We start from the raw sequence: 26,224 nt of genomic DNA on the forward strand, positions 1-26,224 counted from the left end.
GGCAATTATATGGGATTTTTGACCGCTTGTCAACATCTTTTATTTACGCTATAATATGAGCGTTTTGTCAAAGATTGACACCGCTGCCAAGATTTGCCCACTGAACATCCGAGGCATATTCCTCGAGTTCGGGCAGCTTCTCCATGAGGTAGGAATTCGTGACACGCACGAACGTCCCCTTCATGCCGAGCGACTTCGACTCGATGACGCCCGCAGATTCGAACTTGCGAAGCGCATTGACGATCACCGAGCGCGTGATCTTCGCCTCATCAGCGATGCGCGATGCGATCAGTCGGCCCTCGAACTTCCCTTGGCTCGCGAGCTCCTGCAAAATCGCATGCGCCGCCTTGCGCTCGGAGTACGAAAGCGTTTCCACTGCGATCCGTACTGCCTCGCGCTGACGCGCCTCGATTTCATTGCGCTGTGCCGCATCACGCAGCATCTCCATACCGACCACGGTTGCACCGTACTCACAGAGCAGGAGGTCAGGATCCCCAAACTCTTTCTTTCCGCTTGCCACGACGAGTGTCCCCAGTCTGCGCCGTGGGCCGTAGATCGGTGTGATGACGATGTTCTGCCCGCGAAAGAGCTCCGCCATCTCTTTCTCATACGACGCGCCATCTGCATCCACACGGACGTTGGCATGCGTCTCCTCCAACCGATTGAGCCAATCGACATACTTCCGTGGGAACTGCCCCAGCTCAATCACCTCGTTCACCATGAGGTCGTCATCATCGTCGAACAGGGCATATCCGCAAATTTTTCCGCCCTCATCGGTAATGTAGACGTTCGCCTCAAGGACATTGCTCAACACTCGCGAAATCCCATCGTACTCAACGCTTTCCGAACGCTGAAGCAGGCGATTGATTTGTCGTGTTTTTCCCAGCAATGTAATCATCTGAACCCCCCTCTTTCTCGAACTGTCCGCACAGTCCGAAACAAATAACCACACCCCGTAAAAGACATTTTTCCTTCTATAGATATAATACTACATTTTTTCCAAATATCAAGAAAAACTTGAATGTTTTTCATCTTCTATTGATAGATTCCTACTATCCTTTCATTATAGAACTCGATACTCGATGAAAAAATTTTTTCAGTGTCTTGCCTAATGGAGGGAATCATAGTATAATAGCACGGTATTGCGCGCAGCTTGAGTGAAGTGCGCGTCGAGGAGGTGTAGCAATGGCAAGTGTATGCGAGGTCTGCGGCAAGGGGCCGATGAGCGGCAACAATGTGAGCCACTCCCATGTAAAGACGAAACGCAAGTGGAAGCCGAATATTCAGCGTGTCCGCGCCCTTGTGAAGGGTGAGGTCAAACACGTCAATGTGTGCACGCGCTGCCTGCGTTCCGGCAACGTTGATCGTGCCGTTTGAGCATCAGTGCATAGAGGAAGCCGTCCGCAGGTTCGGGCGGTTTTTTCTATAGGAAAGGGAGATTTAATGGACAGGAATGTAAAAGAGATTCACGCAGCAAATGCGCGTTATGTCGAGGAGTTCGGTGACAAGGGGAGTCTATCACACCATCCGGCGCGCAGCATTGCCATTGTCACCTGCATGGACTGCCGCCTTGATCCTGCGAAATTTGCGGGACTGGCAAAGGGAGATGCGCATGTGATCCGCAATGCGGGCGGACGTGTCACGGACGATGTGATCCGCTCCCTCCTGATCTCCTACAAGATGCTTGGAACGAAGGAATGGTTCGTCATCCAGCATACACACTGCGGAATGATGGGCTTTACCAATGAGGAGGCACGGGATCTCTTCGCGTCAGATGCCCATGTGCATGGGATCGACCCAACGGAGGCGCACTACATCGACTTCATGCCGATCAGCGGTACGATCGAAGAGAATCTGGTACGCGACGTGCGCCGTCTGCGGACGCATCCGCTCGTCCCCGCTGCCATCGTGATTCACGGCTATGTCTACGACGTACATACGGGGCGGCTCATTGTTGTCGAGGAGGCCGAGAAGGTCGGTGCGGCAAAGCAGTCCTCATAACAAAAAAAGAACGCTTCACACGGAGCGTTCTTTTTTTGTTGTCAAAGGTCTGCACGTGCCCATGCATTCAGCTCCCGCCGCACGTTCTGCCAGTTGGGGAAATACCGATCCATGCGTCCGTAGAAGCGGGCATCGTGCCCGCGCACCCAGAGGTGGGTGAGCTCGTGCGTGATGACGTAGCGGAGAGCATGCACGTCATACTGCACGAGCTGAAGGTTCAGCGTGATCGCCGCCGTGCGGACGTTGCAGCTGCCCCAGCGCGTCTTCATCGCGCGGATACGCCAGCGTGCGGCGTGCTTTCCGACAAGAGTCTCACACGCGGGAGCTTCGCGCTCGATTGCCGCCGCGAGCTCCGTACGGTAGAGTGCCTCGATTGCCGCACGGCGCACATTGACATCTGCCGTCTGCGGAGCATGGAGTACAATCGTCCCATTAGCATACTCAGCGTAAGATTTTCCACGTATAAGCGGCACACATACAATCGGATATTCCTGCCCCCAGAGCCGTATTCGCTCACCCTCCGCATACGTGCACACAGGTCGTTCCGCACGCACGCGCAAAAGCCGCAGGCGCTCGTCAATCCAGGCGCGTCTGCGGCGGACGAAATTTTCCATATCCCTCTGCGCCGTCCGCTGCGGCACACTCAGCTCGATGTGTCCGCCCTCGGCGGCGACGCGAAGGTAGAGATTCTTGATGTTCTTGTAGCGAATCACCGCCCGCAAACCATCCACCGTAATCTCCTGCTCCCGCAGAAGGCGTACCTTCCGCCTCATTTGCCCGCGCGCATCGCACGCATCTTCTGCGCGACGTTGTAGATGACGCTCAGATCCTCGCGGTCAAAGGTATATGCCTCGCTGCAGAAGTGGCATTTCACCTCTGCCGTTCCGTCGTCGCGCAGCGCACGCAAGTCCTCCTCGCCGAGCGTCAGCAGACGGTCGGTGATGTAGTTCTTCGAGCAGTTGCAGCGAAACGCAAGGTCGGTGGTCGAAAGAATCTTCACATCGTCGAAGCCGCCTAGGATTCTTTCGGCGATGCCCGCAGCATCCAGTCCCTCCAGAGCCATGTGCGAAACAGAGGAAATCCCCTTCAGGTTCTCCTCAAGACGGTCAATCGTCTCGTCCGACGCGCCCGGCAGGGGTTGGAGGAAGAAACCGCCCGCACCGAGACATTTCAAGTCGGGGCTGACGAGCACGCCGAGCCCGATGGAGGACGGTGTCTGCTCGGAGGTATAGAGATAGTTGATGAGATCCTCCGCCACCTCGCCGTTTGTGATGTCGACACTGCCCGTCACGGGTTCTTTCAGTCCAGTGAAGCGTGTGACCGAGAGAATTCCCGCGCCAATGCCGCCGCCCACATCGATCTTGCCGAGCGCATTCAGCGGCAGATTGACGTGCGGATGGTCGATATAGCCGCGCACAGAGCCCTCCGCTGTCGCATCTGCCGTTACCGTACCAAGAGGACCGTCGCCCTTGAATTTGATCGTAACAGATTCCTTGTTCTTGAGATTCGCAGCGAGGAGGAGTGCCCCCGTCATCGTACGCCCGAGTGCCGCCGCCGCAACGGGCCAGCAGTCGTGCCGCCGCATCGCCTCGGCGACGACCTCCGTCGTCACCGCCGCAAATGCGCGTACCTCTCCATTTGCCGCCGTCGCCTTAACCAGTTGATCCATATGTATCCTTACCAATCGAGTGCGAGTTCATGCAGAACGTCACCCGTATCTATGTCAAAAATCCGTATCGTACCATCCTCAAGCACCGCGACGGTGTTGCGCCCGTCGGGGCGCTTCGAGAGTGCGGCAGAGCCGGGATTGAGGAATACCGTATTGCCGCGCTTTTCGAGCACGTTGACATGGACATGACCGCTGATAAAGAGGTCGGCTTTCAGATGCTTTGCTGCCTGATCCTTTTCCGCATCGGTCATGACGGCATCACCGTGCGTGACGATGATCCGCCTCCCCTCCCACACAACGTAGGCATAGGGGGACATAAGAGGGACTTCGAGGCAGCTTGCATCCACGTCGGAGTCGCAGTTTCCCTTGGCGATGATGACGGGGATCTCCGATGTGTTGATGCGCTCGATCAGCTCCATCGGATTGTAGTCCGCCTTCATCGGGTTGCGCGGTCCGTGATAGGCGACATCGCCCGCATGGAGAATCAGGTCGGCGCCCGTGAAGAATTTTTCACACGCGCGTATCCATGCACCCTCATGCCCGTGCGTATCGCTGAGTATACCGATCTTCATCTGCTCACAGCTTTCCAAGGAGACTTGCCATCTCCATCGCCGCCATCGCCGCGTCCGCGCCCTTATTGCCCGCCTTCGTGCCCGCGCGCTCGATCGCCTGCTCGATGTTCTCCGTCGTCACCACACCGAAGATCGTCGGTATGCCCGTCTGGAGTCCGACCTGCGCCACACCTTTTGAGACCTCATTGCATACATAATCATAGTGCGTCGTCGAGCCCCGAATGACCGCGCCGAGACAGAGCACTGCATCATATTTTCCGCTCTCTGCCATCTTCTTTGCCGCAAGCGGGATCTCGAACGCACCCGGCACCCACGCCACATCGATGTCACTGTCTGCCGTCTCGTGACGGTGCAGCGTATCGAGTGCACCGCCGACAAGCTTGCTCACGATGAACTCATTGAACCGTGCCGCAATGATGCCGAATTTCAGGCCCTTGCCGCTGATATATCCTTCGATGATGTTTGCCATATTATTTTCTCCTTACTCCTCCATCATCTTCACAAAACGGTTGTGCGACGATGTATTATAATATCCCAGCTTATGCAGGACATACCAATCCTCAACCATAGCTTCCTCAGCAACATGAAGCGCAGTCAAAACTTCTCGGGCAAATTCCAAAGGTGCAGAGCCGTTTGCCGTAATGATGTTCCGGTCGAAAACCGCCTGCCTCGCCTGATAGTTCTCTGCGCCCTTATATTTTGTCCCCTTCCACTCCTGCAGTGCAGACAAGCGGTTTCCTGTATGCTTGACCGAATCGAGCACACCGATGGATGCCAAAAATGCTGCCGCATCGCAAATGCCGCCAAGGACTTTGCCGCTGTTCACACAATGCTCGACCAATGGGATCATCTGCTGTGCACGCTCTTCGCGCCAACACAGTCCACCGATGAGCAGCAGAGCATCGTAATCCTTCGATGCAGATCCCACTGTATAATCCGGTACTGCACGAATGCCGCCAATGGAGGTTACAGGTTCTTTCGAGAGGGAGACTGTCTTGACCACGAATTTTCCCTGCCCAAGCATGTGAACTGCCGTCGACACGTACGCAGCTTCCCAGTCTGCATACTGTTCAAGAAGCGCCAGTAAAACCGTCTTCATCCCTCACGCCCTCTCACTCATTTCCCCAACTCCTCATCGCTGAGGATATGCCCCATCTTTTCCTTTTTGACCGTCATGTACTTGCGGTCAAAGTCATGTGTGCTCATGACAATCGGTACGCGCTCGACAATCTTCAGCCCATATCCCTCGAGCCCCGCGCGCTTCGCAGGGTTGTTCGTCATGAGACGGATCGTCGTGAGCCCAAGATCGGCGAGAATCTGTGCACCGAGTCCGTAGTCACGCAGGTCGGGTGCAAAGCCGAGTTCGACGTTCGCCTCGACTGTGTCGCGCCCCTGATCCTGCAGTGCGTACGCGCGCATCTTGTTCGCAAGCCCGATGCCGCGCCCCTCCTGCCGCACGTAGAGGACCACGCCCTCGCCCTCCGCCTCAATCTGCTTGAGCGCCGCCGCAAGCTGATCGCCGCAGTCACAGCGCATCGAACCGAGTGCGTCGCCCGTCAGGCACTCCGAGTGTACACGTACGAGCACGTTCTCCTTGCCGCGCACGTCGCCCTTCACAACGGCGAGATCACAGCGCTTGTTGAGTGTGTTCTCGTACGCAAGCAGACGGAAATGTCCGTATTTGCTTGGGAAATCTACATCCGAAATGCGATGGACAAATGTCTCTGTATGCTTGCGATACTCGATGAGGTCTTTGATGGTAATAATATTCAGCCCGTGCTTTTTTGCAAACTCCTTGAGCTCGGGCGTGCGCATCATATGCCCGTCGTCCGCCATGATCTCACAGCACATCCCCGCAGGATACAGTCCCGCCAGACGCGCAAGATCCACGGTCGCCTCCGTGTGCCCCGCACGGCGCAGGACACCGCCCTCTACCGTCCGCAGTGGGAAGATATGCCCTGGACGACGGAAGTGCGCTGGTTTTGCCGCAGGGTCAATCAGCATCTTCACTGTATGGCAGCGCTCGAACGCCGAGATGCCCGTTGTTGTATCGTACGCATCGACGCTGACCGTGAACGCCGTCTCGTGGTTGTCTGTGTTGTTCTCCACCATCTGCCCAATCGCAAGTTCGTCCAGACGGCTGCCGATAATCGGCGTACAAATCAGCCCGCGTGCGTGCGTCGCCATGAAATTCATATGCTCAGGCGTAAGCGTCTCGGCGGCGACGATGATATCGCCCTCGTTTTCACGATCCTCATCATCGACAACAACGAGCATCCTGCCGTTCTTAATATCCTCAATTGCCTGTGCAATCGTTGCAAAATCTGACATGCTATCTCTCCTAAAATCCATGCTGCAAAAGAAATTCCCGCGTCAGCCCTGCGCTCAGCTCAGCAGAATTTTCGCCGTCGAGCAGTTTCAGCGCATATTTCCCGAGAATATCCGTCTCGATGTTGAGCGGACTGCCGACGTGCTTCGCACCGAGATTTGTCACCGTGCGCGTATGCGGGATGAGGCTGACAGTAAAATCTAACGTGCCCACGCGTGCGACCGTAAGGCTGATGCCGTCAAGTGCAACCGAACCCTTTTCGACAATGCCGCGCAGGATCTCATTCCCCGCGGCAACCGTCATCAAGATCGCATTGCCCTCCTCGTGCATCTCCGTGATCTTGCCCACACCGTCAATATGTCCGCTGACAAAGTGTCCGCCAAGCCGCGTCGTCGGGAGCAGGGCGCGTTCGAGGTTGAGCGGTGCACCTGCGTTAAGTCCCGCAAGTGATGTGCGTCGAATCGTTTCCGGCATGATCGCCGCGCGAAATCCGTGTGTGTCAAACTGTGTCACCGTGAGACAAATGCCGTTCACGGCAATGCTGTCACCGATATGCGCATCCGACTGAACGAGCTTTGCCCCAATCGTGATATTGCCGCCCGAAAGTCCGCCAAAGGTGCCGACCTCCTCAATAATTCCTGTAAACATGACGCCTCCTCACTGCGCCGACGCGCGCGGATATCCCGTGACGAGGATGTCTGCACCGATCTGCTCCACCGTCACATCCGCAAGGTGCAGCGCCGCCTGCGGACTGTCAAAGCCCGTGCCGCCGATCGGCGTTTTCGCCGTCTCCCCGCCCATCAGCATCGGCGCGATGAAGGCGTGAACCTTGTCCACATAGCCGCCCGCAAGGAACGACCAGTTCACCGCAGCTCCACCCTCAACGAAGAGGGATGTGATCTCTCTCTCGCCGAGGCAGTCGAGCAGAGCGGCGATGTCCACGCGCTCCGCACCGAGTGTCACGACCTCTGCGCCGCAGGCGCGGAGGAGCTTTACACGACGCTGGTCGGCACGCTCACTCACGGCGATCAGCGTCGGTGCCGCGCCGTCCGTCACAAGCTTTGCATCCATCGGCGTATGCGCCTCGGAGTCGAGTACAACGCGCAGAGGATTGTGTCCCGCGCGGTCAGGCAGACGCGTCGTAAGGCTCGGATCATCCGCGAGCACCGTTCCAATCCCGACCAGAATCGCGTCATTCACATCGCGGTACATATGCACGCGTGTGCGTGCCTCCGCTCCCGTGATCCACTGTGATGCGCCCGTGTGGCTTGCGATCTTGCCGTCGAGCGTCAGTGCCGTCTTGAGCGTGACGAAGGGCCTCTTCTGCGTGATCCATTTGAGGAACACCTCATTCTGCAGCCGCGCCTCCGCCTCGCATACCCCCGTTGCAGTTTCGATGCCCGCCTCCTTTAGGAGTGCAAGCCCTCGTCCCGCAACGAGCGGATTCGGATCACAGAGCGCAATGACCACGCGCGCAATTCCCGCCGCGATCACCGCCTCGGCGCAGGGTCCCGTGCGTCCGTGGTGTGCACACGGTTCGAGCGTCACGTAGAGCGCCGCACCGCGTGCGAGTTCCCCTGCCATCCGCAGTGCGTGAATCTCCGCGTGCGGCTGACCCGCCGCACGATGCCAGCCGCTTGCAATGATCGTACCGTCCCGTACGATGACCGCGCCGACGAGCGGGTTCGGCGCAGTGCGCCCGCGCGCGTACTCTGCAATCCGCAGAGCCTCGCGCATATAGGATTCGTCAATGTCGTTCATAGCAATCCCATTCTGTTCTATGCCGTCTTGGCAGGTTGATGTTGTGCTCCCCGCTCCCTAATGAGAGTACAACAGAATTTGCAAAAATAAAAATGCCGCCGGAAGAATCCTCCTCCGGCGGCACATAAATCGTCCCAAGAATTCACTGATCACGTGATATCAGTGCTTCCTTCCATAGACGCGCCTTTTCTCATCCAGACTGCGAAAGCTGCTGCTTCCTTCACTGTCGGCTTCGGAATTGCACCGAATCGTGCCCCACATTGGGGCTTGCGGGCTGTACCGCCGGTGGGGATTTGCACCCCGCCTCAAAGAGCATCGTTCGTATGCTATTGTAACATCATAGATTCGCTCTGTCAATCGCCAATCTTGACCGCGCCGCGCGTCTCCTCCGCGCGGCACGCGACTTCGTCGAGACTGCCTCCGCAGACCGCCGTAATCGCAGCCACGACGCTCCCCTCAACAAGGGGACAGTCGACCATGCGCAGACGACGTGCAGACATTTCCTCCACAATCGTCTCCACGGTCAGAATCGAACTGCCCGCATCCATGAGGAGCACGACGCCGTCCGCGCCGTACACCGTGTCGATTGCCTCGACAATCCGTGCATAGCTCGTCCCGAAACCGCCGTCCTCCAAGCCGCCCGCAGTTGCAATCCGCGCGTCCTTTGCCATCATGCGGCAAGTCTCCGCGACACCATGCGCAAGTGCGGCGCTGTGCGTTACAATCACAAGTCCGACCATATCATTTTCTCCGCTGCAAATAGCCGCCGATGCCGCACACCGCACCCGCGAGTGCTGCAGGCAGGAGATATGCCGCCTGTGGTGCAGCCTCCAGGAGCATGACACCAATCGTGCGGTCATGCACGATCATCGTACCGCCCGTCCAACCGAGGATGGCAGTGCCGAGCACGACGAGTACGGGATATTTGTCCATCAGCGTGCCGATCAGCTGACTGCCGCCGACAACAATGGGGATGCTGATGATGAGACCAAGCACAACGAGCAGAAAGTCGCCGTGCGACGCGCCCGCAATCGCAATTACATTGTCGATCCCCATTGCCGCATCGGCGATGATGATCGTCTTGACCGCTCCTGCAAACGTCTCTGCTGCCTCGATATGCTCCTCCCCGCCGGACGGCTTCATCAGCTTCACCGCAATCGGCAGCAGCACCAGTCCCCCGAGTGCCTGCAAGTAGGGCACGGAGAGCAGCTGCACGGCGAAGTACGTCATGATCAGGCGGATGATAATCGCACCCGCCGTACCGACGTAGATCGCACGCTTTCGGAGGTGCACGGGCAGTCGGTTTGATGCCATTGCAATGACAACGGCATTATCCCCCGCAAGCACGAGGTCGAGCACGATAATCGAAAAGAGTGCCACAAAGAACTGCGATGAAAAGAGTTCGACTTCCACAGCTTCTCCTTATTTTGCCATCATCTTTGCGAGTTTCTGCGCAAAGGCGACAGGATTTTCCGGCAGAATGCCCTCGATCAGCAGTGCCTGCGTATAGAGCAGGTCGCAGTAGTCCTTGAACTCCTCGCTGTCCTTGCCCGCCGCGTGCACCTCTTTCAGCTTCGCAAAGAGATCGTGATGCGGGTTGATCTCGAGAATACGCCGTGCCTTGAACATCGGATTGTTCATCTCGGCAAAGGTCTGCTCCATCGACAGCGACGGCCCCGCCTCATCCGCGACCAGACAGACCGCGCTCGAGCGCAGTCGCTGCGAGATCTTGACCTCGGCAATCTTATCGCCGATGGCATCCTTCACGTCCTTGATGAGATCGTCGTTCGCCTTGGCGATATCCTCGGTCTCCTTCTTCGCCGCCTCGCTCTCCGCATCGTCGAGGCCTAAGTCACCGCGGCTGATCGAGTGGAAGTTTTTCCCCTCGTACTCATGCACCGTCTCAATCGCGAACTCATCCACGGGGTCGAGCAGGAACAGCACCTCAAGCCCGCGCTCGCGCAGCTGCTCCATCTGCGGCAGCTGTTCAATCGTCGCCTGATCCTTCGCCGTCGCATAGTAGATGCTCTTCTGGCTCTCGGGCATACGCGCAACATACTCCTTGAGGGAGACGAGCGCCCCCTCCTTCGAGCTGTGGAAGAGCAGGAGATCCTTCAGCTTGTCCACAGTATCGCGTCCGGAGTACATACTGTTGTAAATGCCGATCTTCAGCATCCGCCCGTATTCGTTCCAGAACTTCTCGTAGTCCTCACGGTTTTTCTCGAGCTTCTTGCCGAGCGTCTTGAGCACATTTTTCTCAAGCGCACGACCGATGGTCTTGAGCTCGCGGCTCTGCTGCAGGAGTTCACGCGAGATGTTGAGCGAGAGGTCGGGAGAGTCCACGAGCCCCTTGACGAAACGCAGATAGTCCGGCAGGAGATCCTTGCACTTGTCCATGATGAACACATGGCGCGAGTAGAGCTGAATCCCCGGCTCATAGTCTGCCTGATAGAGGTTGAACGGCGCACGCGCAGGAATCTCAAGGAGTGCCGTGTACTCGACTGTGCCCTCCGCCTTCGTGTGGAACACCTCCATCGGTGCTTCCCACTCGTGGAACTGGTCACGGAAGAAGTCGTTGTACTCCTCCGGCTTGATCTCGGACTTGGCACGCGTCCAGAGCGGCTGCATCGAGTTCAGCGTGCGCAGCTCCGTCTTCTTGATCTTCTCCGCACCCTCGATGACCTTGCCCTCATCGTCGCGCGGCATCTCCTCCGTCGTGACATTCATGCGAATCGGATAGCGTACATAGTCCGAATACTTCTTCACGAGACTCTCAAGCTCGAACGTGTCCGTGTAGTCCGTTTCGCCCTCCGTGAACTCCTTCGCGAGGTGGATCGTGACCGTCGTGCCGCGCGTCTCCTTCTCCGTGTCCTCGATCGTGTAGCTGCCGTCGCCCGTCGACTCCCAGCGTGTTGCCTGCTGCTCGCCCGCACGACGCGTTACGATCGTCACCTTCTCCGCGACCATAAACGCCGAGTAGAAGCCCACACCGAACTGCCCGATCAGCTCCTTGTCGGGCGTGCCGCCGTTCTCCTCCTTCGCCTTTGCGAGCTGCTCCATGAACGCCTTCGTGCCTGACTTCGCGATCGTGCCGATGTTCTCCACGACCTCCGCACGCGACATGCCGATGCCGCTGTCCGAGATCGTCAGCGTCTTGCTCTCCTTGTCGGGCACGAGGAAAATCTCATAGTTCTCATTGCCCTCAAGCATATCGCGGTTCATCAGGCTCTCGAAATGGAGCTTGTCCATCGCGTCCGACGCATTCGAGATCAACTCGCGCAGGAAAATCTCGCGGTTCGTATAGATCGAGTGGATCATCAGATCGAGCAGCTGCTTTGTCTCTGCTTGAAACTCAAACGTTTCCTTTGCCATGTTATCGTTCTCCCTTTGTCGTCAAGTATTTTGCATATGTTTCTGCGTATGCAAGTGTAAACTATGTAGTATAGTACACGAAAAATGACAAAAAGTCAAATACAAGACTGTTGTCGCCCTCCGTATCTCAGGCCTCAATCTTGTTTCCTTATGGTATACCGTCTATTTTAGCAAATTCGTCCTGCAAGCGCAAACGCCGCAGACGTTTTTCAGAATACAGGACACTGCTCCTATTTGCAATTCATATGGTTTTCGATTATACTTTTACAGGTAATTGTTTTCATTTTATGTTTTATGGGATAAGGGAGATGTTATTATGGATCAGGAGCAGAACACGCCGCAGAAACCGCAGACAATCATTGTAAAGTCACCGAAGAATGTCGGGCTTGCCGCTGGTCTCGGATTCTTCTTCGGGCCGCTCGGCATGTGCTATTCGACGCTCAAAGGCGCACTCATTATGTTTCTCGTCAACATTGTAATCGGGATCTTCACACTCGGATTTGGTGTATTCCTTACATGGCCGATCTGCGCGATCTGGGCATATGTGGCGGCAAAGAAGTACAACGAGCAGCTGTACGCCGAGCTCGGCTAATGCCGTTTTCATTCATCTTCTGCGGCAGTATGCTATAATAAATGCAGTTTTAGCGTCTGCAATCAGAAGAATGGAGGACTATGATGAACCGCTTTTCATTTGGCACGTTCGTATGTGCGGCAGTATTTGCACTTGCGCTGATGATTCCGACAGGCACGGCATCCGCCGAGGAGGCTGTGCCGACGCTGACGGTGAACGGTGTCGGCTCAGCTCAGATTGCCCCTGATACGGCAGAGATTACGCTCGGCGTTGTGACGGAGGCAAAGGATGCGGCACGGGCACATGCCGACAATGCAGCACAGGCGGCACGCATACAGAATGCGGTAAAGGCCCTCGGTATCGCAGAGCGCGACATTCAAACCACGCGCTATGATTTTTCTCCGATCTACGATGTGAAGGACAACGGGCGCAGCGTTGTTACCGGCTACACCGTGACGAACGCGGTCGTCATTAAGGTGCGCAGCCTCGCAAATGTGGGCAAGGTGATCGACACAGCGCTCGCAAACGGCGCGAATCGCGTGGACTCCCTCGAATTCTCTGCGAGCGACCCGAGTGCCGCAAAGAACGCTGCGCTTGCCGATGCCGCGCGTGACGCACGCAGCAAGGCGGATGCCGTGGCACGCGCGCTCGGCGTACGCATCGTCCGCATTCTGAACGTCTATTCGGACGCACAGTCACACACCCCGCGCAATTTTATGCCGATGATGATGGCAAAGGAGGCGTACGATGCCGCAACGCCGATCTCGGCAGGTGAGCTTTCGTTTGAAGCCTCGGTGAACATTGCCTATGTCATCGAGTAAACATGGGCGAGTCTCCGCCGTCGAGGCGATCCGCGGCATCTCCATGATGGGCGTGATCGGCATTCACATCGGCGCGGAGTACCTCGCAAATCCATCGCCCAACATTCACCTTGTGGCGCTTTTTGACATCGGTACGCGCTTTGCCGTACCGATTTTTTTCTTTATCTCGGCGTTCGGCCTCTTCTACGGGCAGTCGCCGTCCGCGCCGTTCTCCTATCGGGATTTCCTCGTGCGGCGCGGCCGTGCAGTCATGATTCCCTATCTTGTGTGGTCGCTCTTCTACCTGATTCATGACGCATACGTATACGGGGTGGGTTTCCCGCCGCTGACCGCACTGCCGGGGATTCTCTTCTTCGGCAACGCAAAGTATCAGCTCTACTTCATGGTGATCCTGATCTGGTTCTACCTGCTGATGCCGCTCTGGCGCGTGCTGCTTGCACGTATGACCCTGCCGCTGCTCACGGGGATTCTCGCCCTGCAGATCGCATTTGACTACTGGTCGAGCTTCAATACGGCGTTCAATCTCTATGTCTATGGTCTTCCCGAGGGAACGCTCCTGCGTGCACTGCTCTTCTATCGTCTGAACTACTGGGTTATACACTACGTCTTTATCTTCCTGCTCGGCGGCTATATTGCCCTTCATTTTGATGCTTTTCGTGCATGGATGGAGCGGAACACAATGCGGCTCTATGCGCTCGGCATCGTCAGCCTTGCCGCACTCCTCGCGTGGTACTACAAGCTGCTGCTTGCGGACGGATATACACCGCTTGAGGGCATCTACACGGCACATCAGCTCTCGCCGCTCGGCATCTTCTACACCATCGGCGCAACGCTCGCGCTCTTTGCGTTCTTTACCCGTCTCGGGACGGAGAACATCCTTGGGCGTGCATTCCAACTCCTCGGAAAGCACTCATATTTTATCTATCTCGGACATCCGATTGCGATCACCTATCTGCTGATGGCGATTCATGGAAGCGGTCATGTCCTCACTGCGCCGCTTGCGCTCGCGATGTATGCGGCGACGCTTCTGCTGACGCTCCTAGGAGCGATTGTTGTGCGGAGAATTGGCGAGAAGGTGCCGATTTTGAATGCGCTGACAATCGGGCTGAAACCGAAAAAGTAATATGACAGCACAAAAGGCTGCCGCCGAAGACAACAACCTTCGTGCGGCAGCCTTTTATATGCTCTGATGTCGTTTACAGACCCGCTTCCTTCTTCAGCAGCTCCGCCTTGTCCGTCTTCTCCCACGGCAGATCGACGTCCGTGCGGCCGAAGTGTCCGTATGCCGCCGTCTGTCGATAAATGGGACGACGCAGGTCAAGCATCTTAATGATGCCCGCCGGACGCAGGTCGAACGTCTTCTGCACGAGAGCGACAATCTTCTCCTCGTCGATCTTGCCCGTACCGAACGTATCCACCATGATGGAGACAGGGTGCGCGACACCGATCGCGTAGGCAAGCTGAATCTCGACGCGATCCGCGAGCCCTGCCGCGACAATGTTCTTCGCAACGTAACGCGCTGCATACGCAGCGCTGCGGTCAACCTTCGTGGGATCCTTGCCCGAGAACGCGCCGCCGCCGTGACGTGCCCAGCCGCCATACGTGTCGACGATGATCTTGCGGCCCGTGAGCCCGGAGTCGCCGTGCGGACCGCCAATAACGAACTTGCCCGTCGGGTTGACGAAGTACTTCGTCTCCGCGCGCAGCAGCTCTGCCGGAACGATCTCCTTGATCACCTTCTCGATCATATCCTTGCGGATTGTCGCGAGGTCAACCGCCTCATCGTGCTGCGTGGAGATAACGATGGTGTCCACGCAGACCGGCTTGCCGTCCTCATAGACCACAGTGACCTGCGTCTTGCCGTCGGGACGCAGATATTTGAGCGTACCGTTCTTGCGTACGTCCGTGAGACGGCGCGCGAGCTTATGTGCGAGCACCGTTGTGAGCGGCATATACTCGGGCGTCTCGTTCGTCGCATAGCCGAACATCATGCCCTGATCGCCCGCGCCGATTGCCTCTGCCGCATCCATGTCGCCCTCGCGCGACTCAATCGCCTGATTGACGCCCTGCGCGATATCCGGTGACTGCTCATCGAGCGAGACGAGGATTCCGCAGGTATCGGCGTCAAAGCCGTAGCTGGCATTCGTGTAGCCGACCTCGCGCACCGTCTGGCGGATGATCTTCGGAATATCCGCATAGCACGTCGTCGAAATTTCACCGACGACGTGTGCCTGTCCCGTCGTGACAAGGGTCTCGCACGCGACGCGCCCCATCGGATCCTCTGCAAGAATCGCGTCGAGGATGCTGTCGGAGATCTGGTCGGCGAGTTTGTCCGGATGTCCCTCAGTGACGGACTCAGACGTAAAGAGCATTTTTTTCATTCAAAAACCTCCCTCAGTTTTGAACAATCCTTGAAAAAGAAATCCTCATGCCCACAAGAAAAGCCTCCCTGAGATAAGGGAGGCTGCAACTGCCGCTCTCATCTCATAGGCGCTCTGCCTAAAGGAATTGGCACCGTTGGCTCATACGCCATGGTTGCCGCAGCTTCATCGGGCCATTCCCTCCGCTGCTCTGGATGAGGTGTATTCTCTTCTATACGTCGCATTGTAACGAATGTGCGGCGCGTTGTCAAGGACTATTTTCATAGAAATTCTTAATGGATTTAGGAATCACTGATAAAACAAAGTCGCTAATCACGTCTGCCCCGCGCAACTGGGAAAACTTATCCTCGCTTCTGAAAGGCTTCCTCAAGGCGATCGAGAATTACGCCCGCAAGCTCCGCCTTCGGCATGAGCGGATGATCCTCCGCGCGGCCGTCCGCATAGAAGATCTGCACATGATTTGTCGGAACGCCGAAGCCCGCATCCTTCTCTGCGACGTTGTTCGCAACGATAAAGTCGAGATTCTTCTTCGCGAGCTTTCCCCGCGCATAGTCTGCGACATTCTGCGTCTCTGCCGCGAATCCGACGAGAATCTGATGCTTCTTTTTTTGTCCGAGCTCATAGAGGATGTCGGGGTTGCGCGTAAGCGCGAGCGTCAGCTCGCCATCCGATTTCTTGATCTTGTGTGCGGCAATCTCCGCGGGCCGATAGTCTGCGACCGCCGCTGCCTTGATAACCGCATCCACAGCGTCATATTCCGCGAGTACTGCCGCGTGCATATCGCGCGCGCTCCGCACGTCCACACGCCGCACACGCGCAGGTGTTGCGAGCGGGGTCGGCCCTGCGACGAGGATCACCTCCGCGCCGCGCCGCGCAGCCTCGGCGGCGACTGCAAAGCCCATGCGCCCCGTCGAGCGGTTGCCGAGGAAGCGCACGGGATCGAGTGCCTCCTCCGTGCCCGCCGCCGTCACGAGGATGCGTCGACCCGCAAGGCTCTGCGTGCACGCAAAATGCTCCTCAACGATGCGCACGATCTCTACGGGTTCGGGCAATCGTCCCGCCCCCGTTGTTCCACAGGCGAGCTGTCCCACAGCAGGCGGGATAACCGTCGTGCCGCGTGCCGTCAGACGAGCGACATTCTCCTGTGTGACGGGATTCTCCCACATCCCCGTGTTCATCGCAGGCGCAATAAAGAGCGGCGCACGCGTCGCAAGCACGCTTGTCGTCAGCATATCGTCAGCAAGCCCCGCAGCCGCCTTCGCGATGAAGTTCGCCGTGGCGGGTGCGACAATCACGAGCTCTGCGAACTCTGCGAGCGCAATGTGCTCGACGTGATGATGCGGCTCGCCCCACATCGTCTCCGCAACGGGTTGTCCCGTGATCTCGCGGAACGTAAGCGGCGTGACAAAGGAGGCCGCCGCCCGCGTCATGATGACGCGCACATCCGCGCCTGCCTTTTTCAGTCGGCTCGCAATCTCCACTGCCTTATAGGCGGCAATGCCCCCCGTCACACCGAGGACGATACGCCGCCCCGCAAGTGCACTCACGTCAGACACTCTCTGTGCAGAGGTCATAGCTGATCTTGCCCTCGGCGATCTCCTCAAACGCATTTGTCACGTTCTTTGTCGAACGCGCACGCTCGGACTTCACGGGATCGCCCTCCAGCAGTTGGCGCGCACGCTTCGCCGCAAGAACGACCACACCGTAGCGGCTGTCTACCTTTGTCAGCAGCTCGTCCGTCGACGGATTGACCATGCCGATTTCCACATTCGTCTTCATTGTTGTACCTCTGTCTTTCAAATATCAAACTGCGCGGGATTCATATCCGTACGCAGACGCTCAGCTGTGAGGATCGTCCGAATACGCTCCGTCGCCGCCTCCACTGTATCGTTCAGAACGGCATAGCGGTAACGCTTTCCGAGCAGGATCTCATCCCGCGCTGCCGAAAGCCTGCGCGCAAGGCTTTCCTCTGACTCCGTCCCACGCCCCGTAATGCGGCGCTGCAACTCTTCAAGCGAAGGCGGCAGGAGAAAGATGAACGTCCCGTCGGGGCAGCGCTCCATTACGTTCAGTGCCCCCTGCGTGTCGATCTCCAAGAGGATGTCCTCGCCCGCCGCACGGCGCTCCTCGATCGGTGCGAGCGGCGTGCCGTAGTAGTTGCCGTACACATCCGCATATTCAAGAAATGCGCCCTCCTCGATCATCGCCTCGAACTCCGCACGCGTGCGGAAATAGTACTCACGTCCGTCCTGCTCCCCCTCACGCGGTGCACGGGAGGTTGCGGAGACAGAGTAGGCAATCCCCTGTTCGCGCGCGAGCAGTTCCTTGCAGACCGTCCCCTTGCCCGTACCGGATGCACCTGAGATCACAATGAGAAGTCCTTTTTTCACTCTGCCGCCTCCTTTGCATTCGTCATGCGTCCCGCAATTGTCTCCGGCTGGAGTGCCGAGAGCACAACGTGACCGCTGTCCAGGATGATGACTGCACGCGTCCGCCGCTTGTAAGTCGCATCAATCAGCCGCCCCGCCTCGCGTGCATCCTGTACCATGCGCTTCACGGACATGGAGGTCGGCGCGACGATGGCGATCATGCGCCCCGCAAGCACAATGTCGCCGAATCCAATATTGACCGTCTCCATGCATCACTCCAAATTCTGTACCTGCTCGCGCAGTTTCTCGATCTCGTTCTTCATCGCGACGACAATCTGCTGTGCAGCGGCGTTGTTTGCCTTAGAGCCGATCGTGTTCGTCTCGCGGTTGATCTCCTGCAGGAGGAAGTCAAGCCGCCGTCCGACCGGCTCCTCCTCCGCGAGGATCGCACGGAACTGTGCGAAATGACTCGCAAGGCGCACCAGCTCCTCCGTGATGTTCACGCGATCGGCATACAGTGCTGCCTCCTGGACGATACGCGTCTCGTCGGGCGTGACTTCCTTGAACTCCGCGAGCACCTCCGCGAGATGAGCACGATAGTCCGCAACGATCTGCGGTGCGATCTCCTTCACCTGTATGCGCTGCTCCTCGAGTCGTGTGAGGCGTTTCTCGAAGTCACGCGCGATGTGTGCACCCTCGGCAAGACGCATCGCATCGAGTGCCGTGAGTGCCTGCGCGACCGCATTCAGAAAGACCGTGCGTGCACCCATGATATCCGTCTGCTCGCTCACGGAGATCACGCCCTCGTACGCCGCTGCCATCTGAACCCCGCCCGTAAGCGGCGCATCCACCGCGCGGGCGACCTTTCCAAGTGCCGCATAGTATGCACGCGCCAGTCCTTCGTTGACGTGAACCTCGTACTGCTTTTCGCTGCGATCCTCGAAGTTTACATAAACATCGAGCTTGCCGCGCGCAGCGTGCTTGCGGATTGCCTCGCGCAGATCGTTCTCCCACGCACCAAATGCACGAGGCATATGTGGTGCAATCTCCAAGAAGCGCTGATTGACCGCCTTGATCTCAACCGTCACACGATAGTCTGCTGTCTCTGCCGTGCCCGCGCCGTAGCCCGTCATGCTCCTGCGCTGCGCACTCATAGCGAGCCCTGCCATATGCCCGTGAAGACAGGCTCTGCGGGACCCGTCATGAAGATGTGCCCGTCCGCACGCCACTCCACATGAATTACGCCGCCGTCGACCTCAATGTCCGCCGCACGGTCAAGCACATCGTTCAGCACGCCCGCCGTCAGCGTCGCGCACGTTCCTGTCCCACATGCGAGCGTGATGCCCGCGCCGCGTTCCCAGACACGCATACGCGCGTGGCTGCGGTCACGCACATGAACGAACTCCGTATTGATCTTGCGCGGAAATGCGGGATGGTTCTCGAACTGTGCGCCCAGTTCTGCGAGCGGAAAATGCTCTGCATCATCCACAAAAATGACCGCATGTGGATTGCCCATCGAGACACAAGTCATCTTGTACTCCGTACTGTCCACTGTGAGCGGCTGCGCAACAACACGCTCCGCGCCGAACCCCGCCACGGGGATTTTATCTCCATCAAGAACAGGCACACCCATATTCACCTCGACCGCCGTCACTGCGCCGTTCTGCGTAATGATGCGCGGCACCATCGTCCCCGCCAGCGTCTCAATCGTGAACTGTTCCTTTGCTACACGCCCGTAGTCATAGAGATACCGTGCAAAACAGCGAATGCCGTTCCCGCACATCTCCGGCTCCGACCCGTCCGGATTGAACTCGCGCATCCGCACGTCCGCCGTCTCCGACGGACAGGCAACCATCAGCCCATCCGCGCCGATGCCAAAATGACGGTCGCACATCTTGACCGCGAGCGCCGCAAAGTCAATCGGCTCTTTATCCAGGAAGTCCACGACCACGAAATCGTTGCCGCAGCCTTGCCACTTTGTAAACTCCATCTATTACACCGCCTTGCTGCACGTATTGTACTATGAAACGTCCCCATGTGCAAGGCGCAACGCTTGCCTATTGTATGATTGACGTGTATAATTTTCTGTAGAGTATAAAAGAATACGGAATGCCAAAGCGAACCCTAGTGAAGCAAGTGAGTAAAGCTGCTGACCTGTCCAAGAAGCAAGTCCGTAGGACGAAGCTGATTGAGAAACAGGTCGTATGGGAAAACGTCCCAAGAACACAAGCGCAAGCGATGTGTGATTGGTTGACGTTGACCGCTCACGGTGCGCCCCGTCGGAGTTCTTTCGTTCAAGCGAAGCGCGTTTAAGAACTCCGACGGTATTTAAGCGCACAAGAGCGAGATCACTTGCGCAACGAGGCGTTCGCGTGGCATCCGTATGACGTTTAGAATATAAAGAGGTAATACTATGAGCCTTGACGGCTTCTCTATGTCCGCCCTCGTGAGAGAACTCGCAGACGCACTCATGGGCGGGCGCATCGATAAAATCAACCAGCCGAATAAGCAGTCCATCGTCCTCTCCGTACGCCAGCCGGGGAAAAATCTGCTTCTCTATATCAACACCAACGCAGCCAACCCATCTGCACATCTCATCGAAAATGCACCCGAGAATCCCGCCGAGCCGCCAACCTTCGTCATGCTCCTGCGCAAACAGCTCGAAACGGGACGCATCGCCGCCGTGCGGCAGGAGGGACGCGACCGCATCATCCATCTCGACATCGACGTCATTGCGGGCGGCGGGCGCATCACAACGCGCACCCTCACCCTCGAACTCATCGGCAAATACAGCAACATCATCCTCCACGAGGACGGCATCATCACCGAGGCACTGCGCCGCATCGGCGAGAATACAAGCCGCGTGCGCACCGTCTTCAAGGGCATCCCATATACTCTCCCGCCCGTGCAGGACAAATATGATCTCTTTACGGCAGACATCACGGACATCATCACACGCATACAGTCGGACAGCGACGCAAAATTCTTTCAGGCACTTATCAACGCAATTCTTGGTTTCGGTCCCATCTCGGCCAAGGAAGTCGCATTCCTTGCGGGACTTGCACCGAATATCCCTATTTCTGCGCTGGATTCAGCAGACTTCAAAGAAATCTCCCGCGCACTCACAGAACTTCGCACATGGATGGAGCGCCCTGCACCGTCTCTGCGCCTTGACACAAACGGCAAAGTCACGGCGATGGCGGCATTCCCCCTTAGTGAGCTCCCCGAGACGACACGCCTCTCCTATCCCTCACTCAGTGCACTGATGATCGACGCAGACAAGCGCCTCGGCAGCTACGTCATCCCCGACCGTGAACGCTTTCGCCGTCTCGTACGCACCGAGCTTTCGCGTGCATGTGAGAAATATGACAAGCTCGGCGAGGAGATCGCAGCAGCTGAGAATGCCGAGGAACAGAAAATCTATGCCGATAACTTGATGACCTATCAGTATCAGTACAGTGACCACGCCGACGATGAAATCACCGTCCCGAACATCTACAGTGAGACGGGCGAAACGATTACAATTCCGCTTGACCGCCGCATCGGCATTATCGCGAACATGCAGGCATACTACAAGAAATACGACAAGCTGAAGCGTGCCCAACAGCTGCTTGCCGTCCAACAGGAGCACTGCATGGCGAACATCCGCCATCTCGAGAGCATCGAAGCATCACTCGACTCCTCCACGCGTCTCGCCGAGATCGCAGAGATACAGGACGAGCTGATTACCTCGGGCTACCTCCACGAAAAACTGCCGAAGCGCAGCAAGGATCGCCGTGCGCGTCCGTTCTCCTTCACCGCACCCGACGGCTCATCGATCTTGGTGGGCAAGAATAACGCACAGAATGATACTCTCACCTTTAAGACCGCCGCCCCCACGGACATCTGGCTGCACGTCCGCGATATCCCCGGCTCGCACGTCATTCTTCGCACAAATGGAGAGGAGCCGAATGAATCCTCCCTCCACCTTGCCGCACAAATCGCCGCACATTTCAGCAAGGCACGCGGCTCCTCGAACGTACCCGTCGACTACACCGCCGTCCGCTTCGTCAAGAAGCCCTCGGGTTCCGTCCCTGGCTTCGTCCGCTTCGTGAATGAAAAAACTCTGTTCGTCACCGAGGACGAGGAGGAACTTGCACATATTCTTACCCAAGATCCGACAACAAGCACATAACGTAAAATCCCCCGCAGATTTACATCTGCGGGGGATTCTGCACGATCAAGACTATTATTTTTTCTATACAACAACATCATGCGGCCAGTGATGATGAAATGTACCCGGACGGTCATTCCTCTGGTACGTATGCGCTCCAAAATAATCTCGCTGCGCCTGAATGAGATTCGCACCGACCTGCGGCGCACGCAGCATAGCAACATAGCTCACTGCACTGAGCAATGCCGGCGCAGAAACACTGTGTTCAACTGCCTTCACCGCAACAGCGTGAAGATCTGCGACATATTCCCTCATCTTTGCGAGGAAGAAGTCATCGAGCAGAATCAGCGGCAGCCTCGGGTCCTTTCGATAGGCATCCATAATATGGATAAGAAGATCTGCCTGTATAATACAGCCGGCGCGGAAAATTCCGGCAATCCCAGCATAATCAAAATCCCATCCGTATGCATCTGCGGCTGCCCGATAGAGGGAAAACCCCTGCGTGTAAGCGATCAGCTTCCCTATATAGAGACTGCGCCGCACCATCTCGATAAAGCACTCCGAACTGTCGTACGGTATTTGCTCCACGGGGAGCGCTCCGTTCAGTGCCTTGCGTTCTGCTGTGCAATTCGACAAGACACGTGCATTACAGGCTGCGGTAATCAACGAGAGATCGACGCCCTCACGAAGCGCCTCCATGCTCGTCCATCGCCCCGTCCCCTTCTGTCCTGCACGATCCTCGATCTGATCGACCAAATCGGAGTCGCTCAGATCATCTCTTTCACGCAAAATATCTGCGGTGATGCCGATGAGAAAACTCCGCAGTTCTCCGTCATTCCATTCCGAAAAAATATCGGCCATCTGGGCATTGCTGTATCCGCCGGCATGCTTCAGGAGCAAGTACGCCTCTGCAATCAGCTGCATATCCGCATACTCAATGCCGTTATGCACCATCTTGACATAGTGTCCGGCTCCATCCGCCCCCATATAGGCACAACAGGGAGCTCCATCTTCGGCCTTGGCAGAAATTGCCTCCAACATCGGCGCAATATGTGCGTAGGCATCCTTGTCGCCGCCCGCCATCAGCGAAGGTCCTCGCCGCGCTCCCGTCTCGCCGCCCGATACACCGACGCCAAAGAAATGAATCCCATGCTTCTTCAGCAAATCATGGCGGCGTACGGTATCGGAAAAATATGTGTTTCCCCCGTCAATGAGGATATCACCCGGCTCCAGGAGCGGAATCAGTGCCTTGATCGTCTCATCGACCGGTGCACCCGCCATAATCATCATCATTATCTTCCGCGGTCGCTTAAGCGCATGAACGAATTCCCTCAGCTCATAATATGGCTGTATATTCTCATGCGGATGCTCTTTTACAAAAGCCTCCGTCAAATCCGACGTATAGTTGTAACACGCGGTCCGAATCCCATGATCGGCAAGGTTGAGTGCAAGGTTGCTCCCCATGACAGCCATGCCGATCATGCCAAAATCCATTGCTGCATCCATCATATATCCTCCGCAGCAGCGATCAGAACCCGTTGCCGGCAATCAGATTCAGGACAAACATAACCGGCGTCCAGATGAAAAAATAGTCCGTGTTCGAGAACATCAAACCGGAGCCGTAAATCGGACCGAGCATCGGATAGATATAAGCACAGCCGAGATGTCCGAAGAAGTTGCAAACAAGCCCCGCCATAAAGGCGCCCTTCCAGCCGCCGTATTTATTTCCGAAAACACCGAGCACACCGCCGTCAAAGAACATCATGATGATACTCGGAAAAACGATGACAGGGCTGCTGCCGACAATCATCAACGCAAGTGCAAAGAATGCACCAAAGAGACTGCCGATGAATCCGATCATAGCCCCCGTCGGGGAGTAGGGGAATACCGCAGGCGCATCGAGTGCAGGTACGGCCCCCGGAATGAGCTTGTTGGAAATCCCCTTGAACGCCGCAACGATATTGGAGATAAAGAGGCGCACCCCGGAGAGCAGGATAACAATACCTGCAGCAAAGGTTAAGCCCTGAATCACAAGATAGATAAACCAGTTCTGTCCTCCGCTGAGGCCCTCAATAGTCTCTCCTCCAACCACAAGACCGATTCCAATGAACATGATCGGCATAAGTACAGACATCGAAATCGTTGTATCACGGAACATCGCAAGATACTTCGGCAACTCCAGATTCTCTGCATCGTCCTTTGGATCACCGACGACCTTTGCAATGCGCGTCGCAAAAAACGCAGCAACCTGAGATGCAAATCCGAGCGTCAGGTCATCCTCCAAGAAATCCTTTCCAAGTTTACGTGCAATTGCCGGCGTCAGCGTCCAATAGAGAGCGCACATAAATCCTGCCGTCAGGATGAGCGTCGTCCCCGAAAGATGAAAGATATGCTCGAGCGTTACGTCGGCAAAGCAGGCAAGGAACAACATCATATGTGCAGTCAGATAAACATTCTTGAAAATCTTCCATGGAATCAGCCAGACCATAGCAAGATGTATGAAAAAACCTACAAGGAAGGTCAATGTAATGGTATTGGACATGGTCTTCATAGCAACCGCCCATGCCGCTTCATTGACCGGCAGAACCCCCTTGACCTGAATTGTGTCATTGAGCGTTCCCATAATTCCCCCCATTGTACCCATGAGGATACCCGCGCCGAGGGAGATAATCAAGAGTCCGACAACGGTCTTAATCGTTCCTTCGAGAACGACGCTTGCCTTCTTCTTCTGAAGGATCAATCCAATTGCTGCGATAAGACCGATAAATACAGGTCCCTGATCCAGGATCTGAAAGATGATAAAATTAATTACGTTTTCCACGAATCACACCACACCTTCTGATCATTACACAATGCAGACTTGCTCACCGATGCTCCTCAAGCCATGGAATGAGTTCCGCTGCGATTTCCTTTTTCTTTACGAAATTGGTAATGCAAAGCGTTTTTTCACGCAGTTTATCTGGAAAATCCTCGAAAAGCTCACGCGTCGTCACGTAGAGATCCGCATTGGTCCCCGCAATGCTGCCGAGATCACAGGTATCGACATCTGCCTCGACACCCTGATCCGAGCAAATTTCTTCCACATTGACTTTCGCGATCATGCTCGACCCGAGGCCAAAACCGCATACACATAAAATCTTCATGGTAAGCACACCTTTCATAAAATCCGATTCAGAAAAAATTCTCACACGGCCAATCCGTCTCTGCTGCAAACAGATCCGGAAATCCGCGCTCATAATTAAACGCTCGTTTCTCTCGATCCATGGGGTAACGATACGCACCGCCTACCTGCCAGAGGAACGGACGGAACGACCAGCCCAACCGCTCATGCTGAATCTCATAGAGCGCGGTCAGTGCTCGAAGATCCGTCTGAAAGTTGCTCCACGTTTCATAGTGGAGCGGGATAAGCACCTCGGGGCGAAGGGCCTCGCCCATGCGCAGGAAATCCGACGTGGACATCTTATCGGTAAGACCCACCGGATTCTGCCCATACGCACCCACTGCGACATCGATCTTGTACGTGTTTCCATGACGGGCAAATCCATTCGAGTAATGGGAATCTCCGGCATGATAGAGCGATCCTCCGCTCGTTTCAATCAGGTAGTTCACCGATTTATCTGCCATCGTCGGCGTAAAATCAGTCGGAACAGGGTACTCCGTCAGCTGAATCGTACGATCGAAGGAGTCCAGCACCTGTATCTTCACATCTTTTACCGTGATTGTATCACCCGGTCGAACCAGCACAAGGCGCTCCTCGGGAACGTTCCATGAACGCCAAAGATCAATGCAGGCACGCGGCCCGATAAAGGATACGCTCGGACAATTCTTTAGGACAGCAGCGGTGACAAAAGGATCAATATGATCACTGTGAAAATGTGTACAGAGAAACGCATCAATCTCCGCCACCGCAAACGGATTGATCACAACGGGAATGGCACGTAGATTGGGCTGAATAGCGCGGCATCCGCTCATCTTTGTAAACTGATGCGCAGCCGGCATGAATTTCTTCGAATGTGTACGTTTTCCGGTGCCGCACCATAGATCAATGGTAAGATTCGTTCCCACGTCGGTCTTAATCCATAGACCCACACAACCGAGCCACCACATACTGAAGCTGTCTTTTTCCGGCTGCTCTTCTGCAATCTCCTCATTCAGCCATGTTCCCCATTCGGGGAAGGTCGCCTTCAGCCAATCCTCGAAGGTAATTTCATTGACATTCATAGTC

At 56.3% G+C, this 26,224-nt stretch carries 29 protein-coding genes and 2 riboswitches; of the genes, 6 read left to right on the forward strand and 23 right to left on the reverse strand.

What is annotated here, in order from left to right:
• Positions 1–67: 67 nt before the first annotated feature.
• The gene (gene codY, locus BCS37_RS08785; RefSeq protein WP_069181091.1) at positions 68–898 is read right to left on the reverse strand and encodes a GTP-sensing pleiotropic transcriptional regulator CodY; all 831 of its coding nucleotides are present in this window, start codon (positions 896–898) and stop codon (positions 68–70) included.
• Positions 899–1,185: 287 nt separating this feature from the next.
• On the opposite strand from codY, the gene rpmB reads away from it, so the two are divergent.
• Together rpmB and BCS37_RS08795 are read left to right on the forward strand one after the other, a co-directional pair.
• On the forward strand, positions 1,186–1,377 hold the full coding sequence (gene rpmB / locus BCS37_RS08790; RefSeq protein WP_006694657.1) for a 50S ribosomal protein L28: 192 nt from the start codon (positions 1,186–1,188) through the stop codon (positions 1,375–1,377).
• A 66-nt stretch (positions 1,378–1,443) separates the two neighbouring features.
• The gene (locus tag BCS37_RS08795) at positions 1,444–2,001 is read left to right on the forward strand and encodes a beta-class carbonic anhydrase (RefSeq protein WP_069181092.1); all 558 of its coding nucleotides are present in this window, start codon (positions 1,444–1,446) and stop codon (positions 1,999–2,001) included.
• A 41-nt stretch (positions 2,002–2,042) separates the two neighbouring features.
• On the opposite strand, the gene BCS37_RS08800 is transcribed toward BCS37_RS08795, so the two are convergent.
• The 11 genes from BCS37_RS08800 to htpG form a co-directional block, all read right to left on the reverse strand.
• Positions 2,043–2,774 carry a M48 family metallopeptidase gene (locus BCS37_RS08800; RefSeq protein ID WP_069181093.1) on the reverse strand — a complete coding sequence of 244 codons (732 nt, stop codon included), beginning with the start codon at positions 2,772–2,774 and terminating at the stop codon, positions 2,043–2,045.
• Positions 2,771–3,670, reverse strand: coding sequence for an Hsp33 family molecular chaperone HslO (gene hslO / locus BCS37_RS08805; RefSeq protein ID WP_069181094.1), 900 nt, complete (start codon positions 3,668–3,670; stop codon positions 2,771–2,773). Before hslO ends, BCS37_RS08800 begins: the two co-directional genes overlap by 4 nt.
• Before the next feature lie 8 nt (positions 3,671–3,678).
• Positions 3,679–4,242, reverse strand: a complete 564-nt coding sequence (gene yfcE / locus BCS37_RS08810) for a phosphodiesterase (protein ID WP_069181582.1) — start codon at positions 4,240–4,242, stop codon at positions 3,679–3,681.
• A 4-nt stretch (positions 4,243–4,246) separates the two neighbouring features.
• Positions 4,247–4,711, reverse strand: coding sequence for a 6,7-dimethyl-8-ribityllumazine synthase (gene ribH, locus BCS37_RS08815; RefSeq protein WP_069181095.1), 465 nt, complete (start codon positions 4,709–4,711; stop codon positions 4,247–4,249).
• Positions 4,712–4,723: 12 nt separating this feature from the next.
• The gene (locus tag BCS37_RS08820; RefSeq protein ID WP_069181096.1) at positions 4,724–5,341 is read right to left on the reverse strand and encodes a type 1 glutamine amidotransferase family protein; all 618 of its coding nucleotides are present in this window, start codon (positions 5,339–5,341) and stop codon (positions 4,724–4,726) included.
• A gap of 17 nt (positions 5,342–5,358) precedes the next feature.
• Entirely contained in the window at positions 5,359–6,573 is a 1,215-nt protein-coding gene (locus tag BCS37_RS08825) for a bifunctional 3,4-dihydroxy-2-butanone-4-phosphate synthase/GTP cyclohydrolase II (protein ID WP_069181097.1), read from the reverse strand.
• Between the two features lie 10 nt (positions 6,574–6,583).
• Positions 6,584–7,219 (reverse strand): riboflavin synthase, encoded by a 636-nt coding sequence (locus tag BCS37_RS08830; protein WP_069181098.1) that lies wholly within the window; start codon positions 7,217–7,219, stop codon positions 6,584–6,586.
• 9 nt (positions 7,220–7,228) lie between these two features.
• Positions 7,229–8,332 carry a bifunctional diaminohydroxyphosphoribosylaminopyrimidine deaminase/5-amino-6-(5-phosphoribosylamino)uracil reductase RibD gene (gene ribD / locus BCS37_RS08835; protein ID WP_069181099.1) on the reverse strand — a complete coding sequence of 368 codons (1,104 nt, stop codon included), beginning with the start codon at positions 8,330–8,332 and terminating at the stop codon, positions 7,229–7,231.
• A 178-nt stretch (positions 8,333–8,510) separates the two neighbouring features.
• Positions 8,511–8,648: riboswitch (FMN riboswitch) on the reverse strand.
• Positions 8,649–8,685: 37 nt separating this feature from the next.
• A complete protein-coding gene (gene dhaM / locus BCS37_RS08840; RefSeq protein ID WP_069181100.1) occupies positions 8,686–9,072 on the reverse strand; it encodes a dihydroxyacetone kinase phosphoryl donor subunit DhaM in 387 nt (128 codons plus the stop codon).
• A 1-nt stretch (position 9,073) separates the two neighbouring features.
• Positions 9,074–9,745: a TerC family protein gene (locus BCS37_RS08845; protein WP_069181101.1), complete on the reverse strand. Its 672-nt coding sequence runs from the start codon at positions 9,743–9,745 to the stop codon at positions 9,074–9,076.
• A 9-nt stretch (positions 9,746–9,754) separates the two neighbouring features.
• Positions 9,755–11,704 carry a molecular chaperone HtpG gene (gene htpG, locus BCS37_RS08850; protein WP_069181102.1) on the reverse strand — a complete coding sequence of 650 codons (1,950 nt, stop codon included), beginning with the start codon at positions 11,702–11,704 and terminating at the stop codon, positions 9,755–9,757.
• Positions 11,705–12,020: 316 nt separating this feature from the next.
• Between htpG and BCS37_RS08855 the strand changes: the two genes are divergently transcribed.
• The 3 genes from BCS37_RS08855 to BCS37_RS08865 all read left to right on the forward strand — a co-directional run bounded on the left by BCS37_RS08855 (position 12,021) and on the right by BCS37_RS08865 (position 14,219).
• Positions 12,021–12,296, forward strand: a complete 276-nt coding sequence (locus BCS37_RS08855) for a hypothetical protein (RefSeq protein WP_069181103.1) — start codon at positions 12,021–12,023, stop codon at positions 12,294–12,296.
• Positions 12,297–12,379: 83 nt separating this feature from the next.
• Positions 12,380–13,096, forward strand: a complete 717-nt coding sequence (locus tag BCS37_RS08860; RefSeq protein WP_069181104.1) for an SIMPL domain-containing protein — start codon at positions 12,380–12,382, stop codon at positions 13,094–13,096.
• Positions 13,083–14,219 carry an acyltransferase gene (locus tag BCS37_RS08865; RefSeq protein WP_069181105.1) on the forward strand — a complete coding sequence of 379 codons (1,137 nt, stop codon included), beginning with the start codon at positions 13,083–13,085 and terminating at the stop codon, positions 14,217–14,219. Before BCS37_RS08860 ends, BCS37_RS08865 begins: the two co-directional genes overlap by 14 nt.
• Positions 14,220–14,292: 73 nt before the next feature.
• On the opposite strand, the gene metK is transcribed toward BCS37_RS08865, so the two are convergent.
• The 7 genes from metK to dapF form a co-directional block, all read right to left on the reverse strand.
• Entirely contained in the window at positions 14,293–15,477 is a 1,185-nt protein-coding gene (gene metK / locus BCS37_RS08870) for a methionine adenosyltransferase (RefSeq protein ID WP_069181106.1), read from the reverse strand.
• A 95-nt stretch (positions 15,478–15,572) separates the two neighbouring features.
• Positions 15,573–15,678, reverse strand: a riboswitch (SAM riboswitch).
• A 140-nt stretch (positions 15,679–15,818) separates the two neighbouring features.
• Positions 15,819–17,024, reverse strand: a complete 1,206-nt coding sequence (gene coaBC, locus BCS37_RS08875; RefSeq protein WP_107528601.1) for a bifunctional phosphopantothenoylcysteine decarboxylase/phosphopantothenate--cysteine ligase CoaBC — start codon at positions 17,022–17,024, stop codon at positions 15,819–15,821.
• Position 17,025: 1 nt separating this feature from the next.
• Complete coding sequence (rpoZ, locus tag BCS37_RS08880; protein WP_006692894.1) at positions 17,026–17,256, reverse strand: DNA-directed RNA polymerase subunit omega; 231 nt, start codon at positions 17,254–17,256, stop codon at positions 17,026–17,028.
• 17 nt (positions 17,257–17,273) lie between these two features.
• Positions 17,274–17,867 carry a guanylate kinase gene (gene gmk / locus BCS37_RS08885; protein ID WP_069181108.1) on the reverse strand — a complete coding sequence of 198 codons (594 nt, stop codon included), beginning with the start codon at positions 17,865–17,867 and terminating at the stop codon, positions 17,274–17,276.
• Positions 17,864–18,115 carry a DUF370 domain-containing protein gene (locus tag BCS37_RS08890; RefSeq protein WP_069181109.1) on the reverse strand — a complete coding sequence of 84 codons (252 nt, stop codon included), beginning with the start codon at positions 18,113–18,115 and terminating at the stop codon, positions 17,864–17,866. Before BCS37_RS08890 ends, gmk begins: the two co-directional genes overlap by 4 nt.
• A 3-nt stretch (positions 18,116–18,118) precedes the next feature.
• Positions 18,119–19,000: a YicC/YloC family endoribonuclease gene (locus BCS37_RS08895; RefSeq protein ID WP_069181110.1), complete on the reverse strand. Its 882-nt coding sequence runs from the start codon at positions 18,998–19,000 to the stop codon at positions 18,119–18,121.
• On the reverse strand, positions 18,997–19,836 hold the full coding sequence (gene dapF / locus BCS37_RS08900) for a diaminopimelate epimerase (RefSeq protein ID WP_069181111.1): 840 nt from the start codon (positions 19,834–19,836) through the stop codon (positions 18,997–18,999). Before dapF ends, BCS37_RS08895 begins: the two co-directional genes overlap by 4 nt.
• A gap of 423 nt (positions 19,837–20,259) precedes the next feature.
• Here dapF and BCS37_RS08905 point away from each other — a divergent pair, with 423 nt between their 5' ends.
• Positions 20,260–22,020 (forward strand): Rqc2 family fibronectin-binding protein, encoded by a 1,761-nt coding sequence (locus BCS37_RS08905; RefSeq protein ID WP_069181112.1) that lies wholly within the window; start codon positions 20,260–20,262, stop codon positions 22,018–22,020.
• A gap of 63 nt (positions 22,021–22,083) precedes the next feature.
• On the opposite strand, the gene gndA is transcribed toward BCS37_RS08905, so the two are convergent.
• The 4 genes from gndA to ulaG are packed head-to-tail and all read right to left on the reverse strand — an operon-like array spanning position 22,084 to position 26,220.
• Positions 22,084–23,508, reverse strand: a complete 1,425-nt coding sequence (gene gndA, locus BCS37_RS08910; protein WP_069181113.1) for an NADP-dependent phosphogluconate dehydrogenase — start codon at positions 23,506–23,508, stop codon at positions 22,084–22,086.
• Positions 23,509–23,527: 19 nt separating this feature from the next.
• Positions 23,528–24,820: a PTS ascorbate transporter subunit IIC gene (locus tag BCS37_RS08915; protein WP_069181114.1), complete on the reverse strand. Its 1,293-nt coding sequence runs from the start codon at positions 24,818–24,820 to the stop codon at positions 23,528–23,530.
• 43 nt (positions 24,821–24,863) lie between these two features.
• Positions 24,864–25,142 (reverse strand): PTS sugar transporter subunit IIB, encoded by a 279-nt coding sequence (locus BCS37_RS08920; protein ID WP_069181115.1) that lies wholly within the window; start codon positions 25,140–25,142, stop codon positions 24,864–24,866.
• A gap of 28 nt (positions 25,143–25,170) precedes the next feature.
• Positions 25,171–26,220, reverse strand: coding sequence for an L-ascorbate 6-phosphate lactonase (gene ulaG / locus BCS37_RS08925; RefSeq protein ID WP_069181116.1), 1,050 nt, complete (start codon positions 26,218–26,220; stop codon positions 25,171–25,173).
• Positions 26,221–26,224: the final 4 nt, after the last annotated feature.

This window comes from Selenomonas sp. oral taxon 920 (assembly GCF_001717585.1).
In the GTDB taxonomy this organism is placed as follows: domain Bacteria; phylum Bacillota; class Negativicutes; order Selenomonadales; family Selenomonadaceae; genus Centipeda.

What these genes read in the sequence shown, in the direction of transcription:
- codY (WP_069181091.1), bottom strand. Translation starts at nt 898, where the DNA reads ATGATTACATTGCTGGGAAAAACACGACAAATCAATCGCCTGCTTCAG.
- rpmB (WP_006694657.1), top strand. Translation starts at nt 1,186, where the DNA reads ATGGCAAGTGTATGCGAGGTCTGCGGCAAGGGGCCGATGAGCGGCAAC.
- BCS37_RS08795 (WP_069181092.1), top strand. Translation starts at nt 1,444, where the DNA reads ATGGACAGGAATGTAAAAGAGATTCACGCAGCAAATGCGCGTTATGTC.
- BCS37_RS08800 (WP_069181093.1), bottom strand. Translation starts at nt 2,774, where the DNA reads ATGAGGCGGAAGGTACGCCTTCTGCGGGAGCAGGAGATTACGGTGGAT.
- hslO (WP_069181094.1), bottom strand. Translation starts at nt 3,670, where the DNA reads ATGGATCAACTGGTTAAGGCGACGGCGGCAAATGGAGAGGTACGCGCA.
- yfcE (WP_069181582.1), bottom strand. Translation starts at nt 4,242, where the DNA reads ATGAAGATCGGTATACTCAGCGATACGCACGGGCATGAGGGTGCATGG.
- ribH (WP_069181095.1), bottom strand. Translation starts at nt 4,711, where the DNA reads ATGGCAAACATCATCGAAGGATATATCAGCGGCAAGGGCCTGAAATTC.
- BCS37_RS08820 (WP_069181096.1), bottom strand. Translation starts at nt 5,341, where the DNA reads ATGAAGACGGTTTTACTGGCGCTTCTTGAACAGTATGCAGACTGGGAA.
- BCS37_RS08825 (WP_069181097.1), bottom strand. Translation starts at nt 6,573, where the DNA reads ATGTCAGATTTTGCAACGATTGCACAGGCAATTGAGGATATTAAGAAC.
- BCS37_RS08830 (WP_069181098.1), bottom strand. Translation starts at nt 7,219, where the DNA reads ATGTTTACAGGAATTATTGAGGAGGTCGGCACCTTTGGCGGACTTTCG.
- ribD (WP_069181099.1), bottom strand. Translation starts at nt 8,332, where the DNA reads ATGAACGACATTGACGAATCCTATATGCGCGAGGCTCTGCGGATTGCA.
- dhaM (WP_069181100.1), bottom strand. Translation starts at nt 9,072, where the DNA reads ATGGTCGGACTTGTGATTGTAACGCACAGCGCCGCACTTGCGCATGGT.
- htpG (WP_069181102.1), bottom strand. Translation starts at nt 11,704, where the DNA reads ATGGCAAAGGAAACGTTTGAGTTTCAAGCAGAGACAAAGCAGCTGCTC.
- BCS37_RS08855 (WP_069181103.1), top strand. Translation starts at nt 12,021, where the DNA reads ATGGATCAGGAGCAGAACACGCCGCAGAAACCGCAGACAATCATTGTA.
- BCS37_RS08860 (WP_069181104.1), top strand. Translation starts at nt 12,380, where the DNA reads ATGAACCGCTTTTCATTTGGCACGTTCGTATGTGCGGCAGTATTTGCA.
- BCS37_RS08865 (WP_069181105.1), top strand. Translation starts at nt 13,083, where the DNA reads ATGTCATCGAGTAAACATGGGCGAGTCTCCGCCGTCGAGGCGATCCGC.
- metK (WP_069181106.1), bottom strand. Translation starts at nt 15,477, where the DNA reads ATGAAAAAAATGCTCTTTACGTCTGAGTCCGTCACTGAGGGACATCCG.
- rpoZ (WP_006692894.1), bottom strand. Translation starts at nt 17,256, where the DNA reads ATGAAGACGAATGTGGAAATCGGCATGGTCAATCCGTCGACGGACGAG.
- BCS37_RS08890 (WP_069181109.1), bottom strand. Translation starts at nt 18,115, where the DNA reads ATGGAGACGGTCAATATTGGATTCGGCGACATTGTGCTTGCGGGGCGC.
- BCS37_RS08895 (WP_069181110.1), bottom strand. Translation starts at nt 19,000, where the DNA reads ATGAGTGCGCAGCGCAGGAGCATGACGGGCTACGGCGCGGGCACGGCA.
- dapF (WP_069181111.1), bottom strand. Translation starts at nt 19,836, where the DNA reads ATGGAGTTTACAAAGTGGCAAGGCTGCGGCAACGATTTCGTGGTCGTG.
- BCS37_RS08905 (WP_069181112.1), top strand. Translation starts at nt 20,260, where the DNA reads ATGAGCCTTGACGGCTTCTCTATGTCCGCCCTCGTGAGAGAACTCGCA.
- gndA (WP_069181113.1), bottom strand. Translation starts at nt 23,508, where the DNA reads ATGATGGATGCAGCAATGGATTTTGGCATGATCGGCATGGCTGTCATG.
- BCS37_RS08920 (WP_069181115.1), bottom strand. Translation starts at nt 25,142, where the DNA reads ATGAAGATTTTATGTGTATGCGGTTTTGGCCTCGGGTCGAGCATGATC.
- ulaG (WP_069181116.1), bottom strand. Translation starts at nt 26,220, where the DNA reads ATGAATGTCAATGAAATTACCTTCGAGGATTGGCTGAAGGCGACCTTC.